13 protein-coding genes are annotated in these 13487 nt (G+C 61.9%); 10 read left to right on the plus strand and 3 right to left on the minus strand.

Going from position 1 to position 13487, the window contains the following annotated elements; translation table 11 throughout:
- Window positions 1–158: 158 nt before the first annotated feature.
- The gene (gene gcbA / locus E3Z29_RS05820; RefSeq protein ID WP_027613596.1) at window positions 159–1829 is read right to left on the minus strand and encodes a diguanylate cyclase GcbA; all 1671 of its coding nucleotides are present in this window, start codon (window positions 1827–1829) and stop codon (window positions 159–161) included.
- A 426-nt stretch (window positions 1830–2255) separates the two neighbouring features.
- On the opposite strand from gcbA, the gene E3Z29_RS05825 reads away from it, so the two are divergent.
- The 7 genes from E3Z29_RS05825 to E3Z29_RS05855 all read left to right on the plus strand — a co-directional run bounded on the left by E3Z29_RS05825 (window position 2256) and on the right by E3Z29_RS05855 (window position 9824).
- Window positions 2256–3323: a DUF2333 family protein gene (locus E3Z29_RS05825; RefSeq protein WP_007963034.1), complete on the plus strand. Its 1068-nt coding sequence runs from the start codon at window positions 2256–2258 to the stop codon at window positions 3321–3323.
- 3 nt (window positions 3324–3326) lie between these two features.
- Entirely contained in the window at window positions 3327–3884 is a 558-nt protein-coding gene (locus tag E3Z29_RS05830) for an NUDIX hydrolase (RefSeq protein WP_134785345.1), read from the plus strand.
- Window positions 3885–4072: 188 nt separating this feature from the next.
- Window positions 4073–4444 (plus strand): translation initiation factor Sui1, encoded by a 372-nt coding sequence (locus E3Z29_RS05835; RefSeq protein WP_007914613.1) that lies wholly within the window; start codon window positions 4073–4075, stop codon window positions 4442–4444.
- A gap of 219 nt (window positions 4445–4663) precedes the next feature.
- Entirely contained in the window at window positions 4664–6577 is a 1914-nt protein-coding gene (gene speA / locus E3Z29_RS05840) for an arginine decarboxylase (RefSeq protein WP_003221289.1), read from the plus strand.
- Between the two features lie 230 nt (window positions 6578–6807).
- Window positions 6808–8145 carry a contractile injection system protein, VgrG/Pvc8 family gene (locus E3Z29_RS05845; protein WP_134785346.1) on the plus strand — a complete coding sequence of 446 codons (1338 nt, stop codon included), beginning with the start codon at window positions 6808–6810 and terminating at the stop codon, window positions 8143–8145.
- On the plus strand, window positions 8142–8936 hold the full coding sequence (locus E3Z29_RS05850; protein WP_134785347.1) for a DUF4123 domain-containing protein: 795 nt from the start codon (window positions 8142–8144) through the stop codon (window positions 8934–8936). Before E3Z29_RS05845 ends, E3Z29_RS05850 begins: the two co-directional genes overlap by 4 nt.
- 12 nt (window positions 8937–8948) lie before the next feature.
- Window positions 8949–9824 carry an alpha/beta hydrolase gene (locus E3Z29_RS05855; RefSeq protein WP_098967038.1) on the plus strand — a complete coding sequence of 292 codons (876 nt, stop codon included), beginning with the start codon at window positions 8949–8951 and terminating at the stop codon, window positions 9822–9824.
- On the opposite strand, the gene E3Z29_RS05860 is transcribed toward E3Z29_RS05855, so the two are convergent.
- A complete protein-coding gene (locus E3Z29_RS05860; protein ID WP_098967040.1) occupies window positions 9818–11167 on the minus strand; it encodes an MATE family efflux transporter in 1350 nt (449 codons plus the stop codon). The genes E3Z29_RS05855 and E3Z29_RS05860 overlap by 7 nt on opposite strands.
- Window positions 11168–11318: 151 nt before the next feature.
- Window positions 11319–11612 carry a hypothetical protein gene (locus E3Z29_RS05865; protein ID WP_007963021.1) on the minus strand — a complete coding sequence of 98 codons (294 nt, stop codon included), beginning with the start codon at window positions 11610–11612 and terminating at the stop codon, window positions 11319–11321.
- Window positions 11613–11772: 160 nt separating this feature from the next.
- Between E3Z29_RS05865 and E3Z29_RS05870 the strand changes: the two genes are divergently transcribed.
- Genes E3Z29_RS05870 through E3Z29_RS05880 form a run of 3 tightly spaced genes read left to right on the plus strand, consistent with a single transcriptional unit; the run spans window position 11773 to window position 13445 of the window.
- Window positions 11773–12075, plus strand: coding sequence for a MazG-like family protein (locus E3Z29_RS05870; RefSeq protein ID WP_007951009.1), 303 nt, complete (start codon window positions 11773–11775; stop codon window positions 12073–12075).
- Window positions 12075–12824: a methyltransferase gene (locus tag E3Z29_RS05875; RefSeq protein ID WP_134785348.1), complete on the plus strand. Its 750-nt coding sequence runs from the start codon at window positions 12075–12077 to the stop codon at window positions 12822–12824. The genes E3Z29_RS05870 and E3Z29_RS05875 overlap by 1 nt, the downstream gene beginning before the upstream one ends.
- A 12-nt stretch (window positions 12825–12836) precedes the next feature.
- The gene (locus E3Z29_RS05880; protein ID WP_134785349.1) at window positions 12837–13445 is read left to right on the plus strand and encodes a DUF4136 domain-containing protein; all 609 of its coding nucleotides are present in this window, start codon (window positions 12837–12839) and stop codon (window positions 13443–13445) included.
- Window positions 13446–13487 lie beyond the last annotated feature (42 nt).

A 13487-nucleotide genomic window follows, 5' to 3' on the forward strand; every position in this document is an offset into this window, starting at 1 on the left:
TACGGACGCTCCAAGGCTTTTTGCGACCACCACAGCGTCGCGCCGAGCGCCACGCAGACGGCGACCAGCAGCAGAGTGTTGAGATTGGTGAGCAACTTCAGGCGCATGACGGCTACCAACGGCAGAAATGGTAAGCGCCTGAATTTATTGCGGTTCTGTTACAGGGTTATGACCGAATCGGTGGATTCCGATGAAAAGGTGGCACTTTGCTTTGAGTCGCGTGCGGTCTGCACTCGATTGCGTCCGGCACCTTTGGCGCGGTACAGCGCTTCGTCGGCCTGGCTGGCCATCATCAGGCTGTCGGAATCCTCGTGCATTTCCACCACGCCGGCGCTGAAGGTGCACCACAAATCGTGCGGTTGCGCCGGGTAGTGGATTTCGGCGAAGCGCTGGCGGATCTCGTCGAGCACTTTGTGCGCCGCTTCTATGTCGGTGTCGGGCATGACGATGGCGAATTCCTCGCCACCGTACCGGCCGATAAAGTCGGTCTTGCGCAGGCGTTGCTTGAGGAACAGCGCCAGGCTCTTGATCACTCGGTCGCCCATCGGATGGCCGTGACTGTCATTGACTCGCTTGAAGTGGTCGATGTCGAGCATGGCAAAGCTCAGCGGCTTGTTCTCGCGACGGGCGCGGAACGAGCAGTCTTCGAGCAATTGCAGGATGTGCGTGTGGTTGTACAGGCCGGTGAGGCTGTCGCGGACCATGCGTGCCTTGAGATTGCGCGCGCGGGCGGCGCGGTTGCGCACAGTCGTAATCAGATGCCGAGGCTTGATCGGTTTGGTCAGGAAATCGTCGCCGCCCTCGCTCATGGCGTCGAGCTGTTTATCCAGATCGTCCTCGGCCGAAAGATAAATGATCGGCACGCTGACGTAGCGGTCGTTGTGGCGAATGACCTTGGCCAGTTCGGTGCCGGTGCAGGCCGGCATGTACATGTCGAGGATGATCAGATCCGGCTGGAAGTCCGCCAGTTCTGCCATCGCCTGGATCGGTTCGATCAGGGTGCGTGTGACGATTCCGGCGCTGTTGAGCAGGCGCTCGGTGTGCAAGGCCTGGGCGCGGGAGTCGTCGATGATCAGCACTTTATAAGGTTCATACTGGGCGACGCAGGTCAGGACTTCGATCTTCTCCAGCAAGCTCGACGCTTCGAGGGTGCCGGTGAGGAATTCCTGGCCACCGGCGCGCACGGCGGCGAGGCGGGTAGGGGTGTCGGTTTCGTGCAGGCTGAAAAACAACAGCGGCAGCGGTTCTTCCAGGCCGACCTGGGCTTCGGCAGCCAGCTGCAAGCCGACGCCTGCGCCGCTGAAGTCCACGTCCATGACGATCGCGGCGGGCAAGCGCTCGACCATCGAGGAGCGAAATGCCGCGACACTGTCCAGCGCCTGCGCGGTCAGTCCGAAAAATTCCAGCTGCTTGGCCAGCCGCTCGGCGCGGTCGTGATCCTGCAACATGACGTAGATCGGTTTGCGCAGCGGCGGCAGGAAGGTTTGGTCGAGTTGATCGCCATGGCGCAGACCGGTGCGCGACAGACGCTGCATCAAACGATTGAGGTCAGTGATCAGGCCGCTGCTCAGGCGTCCGCGATTGGCGTCCACCGCTTCCAGCGACTGACCGATATGACGCGCGAGTTGCGTGTGCTCGGGCTGCTCGAAGCGCTCGGCAAAACGCAGCAGGCGCAGATTGGCCTCGCTCAGTTCGGCGAGGTCGGCGGTGGACCACTCACTGCGTTGCAGGCGCTGCCATATCTCAAGAATCTGACGTGCCTGATGAATTACCCGCTGGGCAAAGTGGTGCTTGAGGCGCTCACGGCTGGGGTCTTCTGGCTCGGTCATATCCTGACTACTAGTTAGGGCGCATGCTGAGATCGACTGGTGGCTCTATGCTAGCACCTCTTTTCCCTTATATGAGTGTCGTGCATCAATAATCTGCGGTGCTGCACAATTCAGTTTCTGACCGGGCGGTTTCGGATTGAACCTGTTCGTCGGTGAGCCTCCCGTAAACCGGGAGTATGGCGCTGATCGACGGGTCAAAACGCTTGTGTGCATAACGCTGCGCTGTAGACAGGCGCTGATCTGCCATGGCCTGTTCCGGGGCGTCTTTGGTGATAGTGCATCAGGGAAACCCCTAGAGAGTTCGCGGGGCGATGTCGCGCGTTCCGTGGATTTTCTGCTTCTCTTCAATGGCGGGTGCCGGCCTTGGCACGTTGTTGTATGGTTGTGGTCGAACCGTTGAACCCAAGTGATTGAAAGGATATCGCCATGCTGGACTGGAAGAACCGCGCGGGCAGCGCGCCTGAACGTGCCGCTGAGCCGAAGTCGGCCACCCGCAGCTATGTGGGCGGGCTGTTGTTCAGCCGCGCGCTGGCCACGCTGATCGGCATTTATCTGCTGGTGACCATCGGCCTGGGCTGGTACTGGAGCCAGGAGCCGGCGCTGTTTCCGGTGGCACAAAACGCCCAGGCGGCTGCCGAGAAAGAAGGCAAGCAGATGGTCGTCGGCTACACCACGGTCGAAACCCTCAAGACCGTTGCCGGTACGTTGCTGAACAAACCTGGCGGCTACATTTCCAACGACCGTTTTCCGCCTGGCCTGTGGATGGACAACACACCGAGCTGGGAATACGGCGTGCTGGTGCAGGTGCGTGACCTGACTCGTGCCCTGCGTAAGGACTTTGCCCGTTCGCAGTCGCAGTCGGCCGAAGATGCCGATCTGGCCAAGGCCGAACCGCGTTTCAACTTCGACAACAAGAGCTGGATCCTGCCGTCGAGCGAATCGGAATATCAGGAAGGCATCAACTCCCTGAGCCGTTACCAGGCGCGTCTGTCTGATCCAACGCAGAAAAACGCCTTGTTCTACGCCCGCGCCGACAACCTCAACAACTGGCTGGGCGATGTCGGCACCCGTCTGGGTTCGCTGTCGCAACGCCTTTCGGCCAGTGTCGGCCGGGTCAAGCTCAACACCGCGCTGAAAACCGAAGTGCCGGCGGTTGGTGAAGTACCGCAGGTTGACGAGGAAGTCGTCGAAACCCCGTGGATGCAGATCGACAATGTGTTCTATGAAGCGCGTGGTCAGGCCTGGGCGCTGTCGCACCTGTTGCGCGCCATCGAAGTGGACTTTGCCGATGTGCTGGCGAAAAAGAACGCCACGGTCAGCGTGCGTCAGATCATCCGTGAACTGGAAGCATCGCAGGAGCCGGTCTGGAGCCCGATGATCCTCAATGGCAGCGGCTTCGGCGTGCTGGCCAACCACTCGCTGGTCATGGCCAACTACATTTCCCGGGCCAACGCTGCAGTGATCGATCTGCGTCAATTGCTCAATCAGGGCTGAGTCATGGTCGATAGCGCCAAAGAGGCGGCGCACCGCGCTGCCTCCGATGCCGAACAGATCGCCTGGGTCGACGAGCAGGACAACCTGCTCGGCGCCCTGGTGCGGGCCGATCTTCGTGAGCGCGGGCTGATCGGGCGCGGCACCTACATCATGTTGTTCAATTCCGCTGGTGAGCTCTGCGTACACCGGCGCACCCTGAGCAAGGCGATCTATCCCGGTTACTGGGATGTGGCGGCAGGCGGCATGGTGCAGGCCGATGAAACCTACGCCGAATCCGCAGCCCGGGAGCTGGAAGAGGAGTTGGGTGTGAGCGGGGTGGAATTGACCGCCCACGATCATTTCTTCTTCGAAGACACCGGCAACCGTTTGTGGTGTTCGGCATTTTCCGCGGTGTGGGACGGCCCGCTGAAACTGCAGCCTGAAGAAGTGCTGGAAGCACGCTTTATTCCGGTCGAGCAGGTGATGCGCGAAATCGAGCAAAAGCCTTACTGTCCGGACTCTCTGGCCGCGTTGAAGCGCTATCTGAAGGCTCAGCAAAGCGACGTCGCAAAGAACTCATAAATTGGCGCCGATTGGCTCTTAGCAATTGCGCTTTTTGCCGTTACACTGCGCGACCTTTTCAAGCTGCACCGACCTGCTTTTGTTCAAGCGCACGGTGCAGTAGCGCTGCCCCTGCCTGAGTGGGGCTTCGCGGTCGATGACCTTGCCCAAGGTCGCGATCAGTCTTTGTCCTCCCAAGAGGATTGCCGGTGGCCAAAAAAGCCGCATCCTTCGCCGCCCTTGGTGGCCTGGTATTTTCCACCGACGCAGGTCGTCATTGCCCGGAATGCAGTAAGCCGGTGGACGCCTGTATCTGCAAACAAACCGTGATCCCGGCCGGGGACGGCATTGCCCGCGTGCGTCGCGAGAGCAAGGGCCGTGGCGGCAAGACGGTGACCACCATCACCGGCGTGCCACTGGCCGAAGACGCCCTCAAGGAGTTGGCGACAACGTTGAAGAAACGTTGCGGCACCGGTGGGGCGTTGAAGGACGGGATCATCGAAATCCAGGGCGATCATGTCGAGCTACTCTTGGCAGAGCTGATCAAACACGGTTTCAAAGCGAAGAAGTCCGGCGGCTAGCAGCCTCTGTGAAATCCATCTGCGGCTTGATCCGGCACTGAAGCAGTTCAGATCCGGCGTCGTCTCCATGGTTTTCACAGAGCCTGTTCATGACCGGTTTCTAAACTACACGCGGTCAGCGCGGTCTACCGCCGCGCTGACGAACCGTCATTTTCATTCTTTAGACTGCGCCGGCCTGCGATCAGGCGACGCACTATGACTTCTTTATAGGGGACTTCGATGTCCGTACGACGCACACGTAAAGACGATGGCAGCCAATGGACAGTTGCGGACAGCCGCAGTGTTTACGGGATTCGCCATTGGGGGGCCGGGTATTTCGCGATCAATGACGCCGGTCGCGTCGAAGTTCGTCCGAACGGCCCGAGCAGTTCGCCCATCGACCTGTTCGAACAAGTCGACCAACTGCGCAAGAGCGGCTTGTCCCTGCCGTTGCTGGTACGTTTCCCCGACATCCTGCAAGACCGTGTCCGTCAGCTGACCGGTGCTTTCGACTCGAACATCGAGCGCCTGGAATACCAGAGCAAGTACACCGCGCTGTACCCGATCAAGGTCAACCAGCAAGAAGCGGTGATCGAGAACATCATCGCCACCCAGAACGTTTCCATCGGTCTGGAAGCCGGCTCCAAGCCTGAGCTGCTGGCGGTACTGGCGCTGGCGCCGAAGGGCGGCACCATCGTCTGCAACGGTTACAAGGATCGCGAGTTCATCCGTCTGGCGCTGATGGGGCAGAAACTCGGCCACAATGTGTTCATCGTCATCGAGAAAGAATCCGAAGTCGGCCTGGTGATCGAAGAAGCCGCCTCGCTCAAGGTCAAGCCACAGGTCGGCCTGCGCGTGCGCCTGTCGTCGCTGGCGTCGTCGAAGTGGGCGGACACTGGTGGCGAGAAATCCAAGTTCGGTCTGTCGGCGGCGCAACTGCTGTCGGTGGTCGAGCGCTTCCGCGCTGCCGGCCTGGATCAGGGCATTCGTCTGCTGCACTTCCACATGGGTTCGCAGATCGCCAACCTGGCTGACTACCAGCACGGTTTCAAGGAAGCGATCCGTTACTACGGCGAGCTGCGCAACCTTGGCCTGCCGGTCGATCACATCGACGTCGGCGGCGGTCTGGGTGTCGACTACGACGGTACTCACTCGCGCAACGCCAGTTCGATCAACTACGACATGGACGACTACGCCGGTGTCGTGGTCGGCATGCTCAAGGAGTTCTGCGACGCGCAGAGCCTGCCGCATCCGCACATCTTCTCCGAAAGCGGCCGCTCGCTGACCGCGCACCACGCGATGCTGGTGGTGCAGGTGACCGACGTCGAGAAACACAACGACGAAATCCCGCTGATCGAAAACAAGGAAAACCTGCCGGAAACCGTGCAGTGGCTGGTGGACCTGCTCGGCCCGACCGATATCGAGATGGTCACCGAGACTTACTGGCGCGCCACGCACTACATGAGCGACGTGGCTTCGCAGTACGCCGACGGCAAACTGACCCTGGCGGAAAAGGCCCTGGCCGAGCAGTGCTACTTCGCTGTGTGCCGTCGCCTGCACAACTCGCTCAAGGCACGTCAGCGTTCGCACCGCCAGGTGCTCGACGAACTCAACGACAAGTTGGCCGACAAGTACATCTGCAACTTCTCGGTGTTCCAGAGCCTGCCGGACACCTGGGCGATCGATCAGGTACTGCCGATCATCCCGCTGCATCGTCTGGATGAAGAGCCGCTGCGTCGCGCCGTGCTGCAAGACCTGACCTGCGACTCCGACGGCAAGATCAACCAGTACGTCGACGAGCAGAGCATCGAGACCAGCCTGCCGGTGCACGGTCTGAACGAAGGTGAAGACTATCTGCTCGGCGTGTTCCTGGTCGGCGCCTATCAGGAAATCCTCGGCGACATGCACAACCTGTTCGGTGACACCGACTCGGTGAACATCTACCAGAACGCCGATGGCAGCGTGTACCACGCCGGTATCGAGACCCACGACACCATCGAAGACATGTTGCGTTACGTGCACTTGTCGCCGGAAGAACTGATGACCCACTACCGCGACAAGTGCGCCAGTGCCCGCATCAGTGCCAGCGAGCGTACGCAGTTCCTCGATGCCTTGCGTCTGGGCCTGACCCGTTCCTCCTACCTGTCTTCCTGAGTCAGGTCTGTTGCACCGGGTTGTCTGAAATTTTCCCTCAAGCTGTGGAAAATTCGGATGACCCGGTGGGACATTTCCCAAATCCCCTGCGAAATAATTGCCTGCCACAGCCGGAGAAGTGATCCGGTCTGCTTTTCGCGTAGGTCATTTCCTAAGTTGTACTTCAGCTCTCTACTCGGCCATGGCTCTCGGCGAGAATCCCCGGCCGCCCCTCCTGTAGAGATCCGCCCATGTTCGAATCAGTCAACGAGCCGTCGTTTCGTCTCGATGTAACGGGGCTGCCCGAGCCCTTCGAGGTGCTGGCCTTTACCGGAAGTGAGGGCATCAGCGAACCCTTCGCCTTTGATATCGATCTGTTGATCAATGATCCGCAACTGGACCTGGCCGGCCTGCTTTTCCGCTCGGCGTTCCTGCAGTTCGGTCCCGGACACAATGGCCTGAGCGGGCAATTGCAGAGTGTCGTTCAGCATGAGCACGATCAGGGCGCCCGATTGTGTCGAGTGACACTGGGACCGAAGCTGAGTTGTCTGGCGCTGCGTTTCAGTCAGCGGATCTTCAGCAGTCAGTGCGTGCCGAAGATCCTCGCGCAGGTGCTCAAGGAGCATGGGATCGTTGGTGCGCAACGGCGTTTTGATTTGCAGTGCGAATACCCGGTGCACACTTTCTGCACCCAGTACCGGGAGTCGGACCTGCAGTTTGTGCAGCGGCTGTGCGCGCAGGCGCGGATCCACTACTACTTCGAGCACCGGCCGGACGGACACTGTCTGGTCTTTGTCGATGATCCAGGGCGTTTTCCCGTGGCCGGCGCGGCGTCTGTGGACGATGGCGCGAGCACCCCGGCGGTAAGACGCTGGCAGATGCAGGTGGACGCCAGCGATGTGGACGCGGGTTCGGCGCAGGCCGGCAAAGCTTATGGCCACAGCGATCTGCCGACCTTGCGCGCCGCGCAGTGGCTGGCGTTGACCGCGCATCCGTTTGCCGAATGCAACCGCCGCTGGTTGCTGAGCCGGATCGAGCATCGTGCTGATCCCGCCAGCGAGCCGGCTTACAGCAACCGGATCGTCGCCGCCGCCCAGGCGCAACTGCCGACATTGACGAGCACCTGTGCCAGGCCGCGCATGCACAGTCTGCAACGTGCGTGGGTGGTGACGGTCGATGAACCGCAGCCCGACGATCAGCGGCCGGTGGCGGTGCAGTTCGACTGGCTTTATCAGGGCGAAGGCGCTGCCGCCAGCCATTGTTGGCTGCCGCTCGCAGCAGCGTTGAGCGACGCCTCACTGACATCGTTGCGTGAAGGCGTTGAAGTGGTGGTGAGTTTTCATGAAGGCGATCCGGATCAGCCGGTGATCAGTGGTGTGCTGCAGGAGCCGGCGGTGATCGAAGACTGCGAAGCGCCATTGGCGCTGCCGGACGTGCTGCCGAGCGCGGGCCTGGCGCAATGGCTCAAGTCTGCCGAACCGCTGTTGCTGCTGTGTCTTATGCCCGGCGGCGGCAGTTACAACCACTGCACGGCGTCGATCTGCAGTTGCCGATTGGTCGCGTCGCTGGATCAGGACGGCGCCGCTTGAGCGGCGTCGGCTTTGCCCCGCAGGTACAGTGGCTGTTGCTCGATGGCGCCGATGCGCAGCAGGCGCTGGCGACATTGCGCCAGGGGTTCGCCAGCGTACGTTGCACGCGGCTGTTCCAGGGCACCGAGTTTCAAGCGGTAAGCGAGCACGGTCCGCTGCTGGTCGACCTGCATGACTGCCCGGCACTGGCGGCGCTGTGTCAGCGTGATCCGCAGACCTGGCGCGGGTTGTTGTTCGCCAGTGATGCCTCGCAGGCAGTAATGCTGAGCCACCTGCGCCGGATGCTGACGGTCTCGTTCGGGCTCAATCACCGTGCCTTGCTCGGTTATTACAACCGCCAGACAGCGAGTTATTTTTTCGACGCCTGTGACGCCGCCGACTTGAGCCGCTGGCTCGGGCCGATCCGGCTGATGCGCTGGTTCGGTGGCACCTGGGCCGACCTCGCCATCGGCAGTCAGGGCTGGCAGCAACTGCGCAATCCGCAGTGGGCGGTCGAGCCGTTGGGGATCGACGAAAGCCTTACCCATCGTCAGCGCGAACGTTTGCAAAGTTGCCTGTTGGAACACCACATCTGGCGCTGGTGCCAATCACTCGGAACCGACTACACGCGGATGGCCTCCCATGTGCAGGAGGGGCTGAGCCTGGGTTTCAGTGACCGAACCGTGCTGGATGGCTGGTTGTGGCTACGCTTGCAGCATCCCCGAGCGGGATTGCCAGGCGTGCCGGACGGGCTGACCCAGCAGGAACGGCTCGAGCATGTGCGGCGACAGTGGCAGAACGATCAATCTTGAGGTGCGACATCCATGACAAATCCTCTGTGGCAGCGGTTCGGCGCAGTCCTCGGCGGGTTTCTGCTGCTGGTGCTGACGGGATGTTCCCCGGTCAAGGTGCTCAATGCGCTGACCCCCGACGGCACGTTCCACAAAACCGCCGGGATTGCCTATGGCGATGATCCTCGACAGAAGCTCGACGTCTACGTGCCGCGCCAGCCGCTGGAGGACGCGCCGGTGGTGGTGTTCTTCTACGGCGGCAGCTGGAACAGCGGTGAGCGCGGCGATTACGCGTTTGTCGGCGAGGCGCTAGCGTCGCGGGGAATTGTCGCGGTGCTGGCGGATTATCGGCTCTACCCGCAGGTGCGCTATCCGTTGTTTCTTGAAGACTCGGCGCGGGCGGTGGCCTGGACCCGGGCGCATATCCGCGAGTTCTCCGGCAACCCGCAACGCCTGTACCTGATGGGCCACAGTTCCGGCGCTTACAACGCGGCGATGCTGGCGCTGGATCCGGGGCTGCTCGGTGCGGTGGGCATGACGCCAAAAGACCTCAGCGGCTGGATCGGCCTGGCCGGGCCGTATGATTTTCTGCCCATCAAGAATCCGCAGGTGCGTCCAGTATTCTTCTGGCCGGACTCACCGCCGCAATCGCAGCCGATCAACCACGTCAGGGCGGGCGAGCCTCCGGCACTGCTGATCGCCGCGACCAAGGACAATCTGGTCAACCCGACGCGCAACACCGCAGGCCTGGCGCGCAAACTGCGCGAGGCGGGTGTACAGGTGCAGGATCTTTACTACTCGCGCCCCAGTCATGTGACGCTGGTGGCGACCCTGTCGCGTCCGCTGCGGCGTCTGGCGCCGGTACTCGATCAGGTCGTCGCGTTCGTCAAACACACACCGGCTCAGTGAGCGGCACCGCTGAACCAGCCGTCGTTGCGCCGCAGCCACAGGGCCAGTGCGCCGAGGGTCAGGCTGCGCAAGACCATAAACAGCAGGAACGTTATCCACAGCCCATGATTGCCCAGTCCCTGTAATGCCCAGGCGAACGGCAGCAGCAGGGCGACGGTCAGCAGCATGCCGTTGCGCATCTCCCGGGCTCGAGTGGCGCCGATGAACAGGCCGTCGAGCAAGTAGCTCCAGACCGCAATCAGCGGCAGTACCGCCAGATACGGCAGATAGATGAACGCGGTATCGCGCACGCTCTGGATGTCGGTCTGCATCTCGATGAACAAGTGTCCGCCCAACAGAAACAGCGCGGCAAAACCGAGGCTGGCCAGCAACGACCAGCCGCCGGCCACCACCAGCGAACGGCGCAGGGCGAGCCGGTCGCGGGCGCCGATGGCGTGTCCGCACAACGCTTCGACCGCATGCGCCAGACCGTCCAGCGCATGCGCGGTCAGCAGCAAACCGTTGAGCAGCAGAGCATTGGCCGCCACCGTGGCATCGCCGAGCCGCGCGCCTTGCACGGTGATCAGGAAAAATACCGATTGCAGCGCCAGGCTGCGGATGAAAATGTCGCGGTTGACCGCCAGCAGCGGGCGCCAGCTCTGCCACACCTTCAAGGCCGTCCAGGCGATGTGCCCGGGATAGGCGCGCAATGCGCCGCGGGTCAGCCACAGGCCGAGCAGGGCGCCGCTCCACTCGGCAATCACCGAGGCCCGGGCGGAACCGACCACCCCCCATTCCAGGCCAATCACGAACCACAGATTGAGAGCGATGTTGATCAGGTTGGTGCTCAGCAGAATCGCCAGCGGCGCCCGGGCGTTCTGGGTTCCGAGGAACCAGCCGACCAGGGCGTAACTGGCCAGCGCTGCCGGCAGCCCGAATAACCGGGTGTGGAAGAACTCGCGGGTCAGTTGATCGAGTTCGGCCGACGGCTGCATGAAGTGCAGGGCCACGCCGCTCAACGGCACGCCGAGAGTGCCGAGCACGATCGCCAGTCCCAGCGCCAGCAGCAAACCCTGCAACAGAATCTGCCGTAACGCCGCGCCGTCGCTGCGCCCGGCGGCCTGAGCGGCAAACCCCGTAGTGCCCATGCGCAGAAAGCCCATGGCCCAGGCGAGAAACGTGTAGAGGCTGGCGCCGACCGCCACTGCGCCCAACTGATGGGCGTGGGGCAGGTGGCCGATGACGGTGCTGTCAACCAGCGCCACCAGCGGCACGGAAATATTGGAAAGAATCATCGGCGCGGCGAGCGCCCAGACCTTGCGGTGAGTCGGGCGGTCGCGCCAGTCGGCAATCAGGTTGGACATGCGGGCTCCTTGGGGGAGCGGGGATTGTAGCGATTCATGCGATCTATTGTGGGAGCGAGCTTGCTCGCGAAGGCAGTGTGTCAGTCAAAACAGCTTTTACTGATCTGACGCTTTCGCGAGCAAGCCCGCTCCCACAGGGGAAGAGGGGGTGTCAGTGAATAATCCAGCTCAACAACCACAACCCCAACAGCAGCCAGATGATCCCGGCAATGATCGACGCATTCATGAACGCGCGAATCGCCGACCACAGCAGCATCAGGCCGACGATCAGCGCGAGGATGCTGATGATCGAAGTGTCCATGCCCAGCGTCTTCGCCAGGCCATCGACAAAGTTGCCGCCGGCGTTGCTCAGAATGTTGAACAGGCCGCTGAGGCCGTCGACGATGAAACGGATTATCGAACCGAGTGCCTGGCCGAGCCATTCGAAAAAGCTTTCTACCTGCATGTGTGCATCCTGATGAAAGAGCTGAGCCTTGGGCCACCGCGCGGGTGGCCGAGTTCCCTGCAACTATAGAGGGTTTGCCTCAATCCTGTGTGGGAGCGAGCCATGGCCGCTTGCGTTCAGCCGACATCCCCCCGAAGCTATACGCCTTCAGGAGAGCCCGATGAACCTTGTTGAACTGACCGAACGCCTGCACGCCATTCGCGACCGCAATGACTGGCGGCAATTTCACAGCCCGAAAAACCTCGCCATGGCCGCCAGCGTCGAGATGTCCGAGTTGGTGGAGATTTTCCAGTGGCTGACCGAAGACCAGTCACGCCAGTTGCCGGCGGACAAACTGGCGCATGCCGGGCAGGAAGTCGGCGATATCGTCCTGTATCTGTTGCTGCTGTGCAGCGAGTTGGGGCTGGACATGAATGAAGTGGTGCGCAGCAAGCTCGCCGACAGCGAACGGCGGTTCAGCTGATGAGCGACCGGCATTTCGATCAGTTGGCGACCCGGTTCGCCGAAAAAATCTACGGTGGCGCCAAAGGCGCGATTCGCCTCGCGGTGTTGCAGGCCGACCTGGCCGAAGCATTGCCGGACCGACCGCTGCGCGTGCTGGACATCGGCGGCGGTCTGGGCCACATGTCGCTGTGGTTGGCCGAGCGCGGCCATCAGGTGACCTTTACCGAACCGGCTGAGCCGATGCTCGAAGGCGCCCGCCAGCGGTTCGCCGAAGCGGGGCAGACCGCGACGTTCATTCAGGCGCCGTGGCAGGAGTTGCTCGGGCAACTTACCGAACCCTACGATCTGGTGATCTGCCACGCCGTGCTGGAATGGCTGGGTGAACCCCACGCGATCCTCCCGGTGCTGCATCAATTGACCAAGCCCGGTGGCTGGCTGTCGCTGGCGTTCTACAACCGTGATGCGCTGATCTACCGCAACCTGCTCAAGGGCCATTTCAAGAAAATGCGCAAAAACACCATGGCCGGTGAAAAGCAGAGCCTGACCCCGCAGCAACCGCTCGACCCGCGGGAACTGGCAACGCAACTCGAAGGGTTGTGGCAGGTCGAAACCCAGAGCGGGATCCGGGTTTTCCACGACTATATGCCGGTGGAATTCCAGGCCCGCGCCGAACTCGTGGATTTGCTGGAGATGGAGCTCGCTCACCGTCGCCACCCAAGCTTCGCCGGGCTTGGGCGTTACTTGCACTGGATCTGCCGGCCGATCTGATCGGAGCACCACATGAAAGCTCAATCCGGTTTATTGCTGATCTGTCTGGGGTTGGCCGCCTGCCAAGGCAGCAACCCGTATGTCGCGCAGTCGCGGCCGTTGCCGCCGGCGCCGCCGCAAGCGGCCAACACCTTCGATCGCAGCGCCTACCCGGCGCCACCGCGTGATTACGGGCGCTATCGCAGTTGGGCCTGGCTCAACGGGCAATTGCCGCCGGGCACGGCCTGGGCCGATTCGGCGCAAGTGGCTGAAGCCGTCAGCAACGCGCTGGACCAACGCGGGTTGCGTCCGTTGCACGACAACCGTCCGGCCGACTTGCTGGTCAGCGCCAATCTGCGTCTGGAAACCCGCTTGCGCCAGGTGCAGGACGATTACGGTTACGGCGGATACAGTGGCTATGATCGCTACGGGCGCGGTTACGGCATGTACAACACTGTGCCGATTGTTCGCACCTATCAGGAGCAGGTCGTGGTGGTGCAGGTCAATCTGTTCGACGCCGGCACCGGTCAACCGGTGTGGAGCGCCAGCGCCGAAACCGCCAATCAGGGTAGCCAACTGGTGCGCACCGACGCCATTCGCGAGGCTCTGGAAAAAGCCCTGTCGGCGTATCCGCCGAGCTAGACTTCAGGTGAGAACGCTTCGCAGGTTCAGGCCTTCAACCGG

Source organism: Pseudomonas sp. S150, from assembly GCF_004526365.1.
Lineage (GTDB): Bacteria > Pseudomonadota > Gammaproteobacteria > Pseudomonadales > Pseudomonadaceae > Aquipseudomonas > Aquipseudomonas putida_A.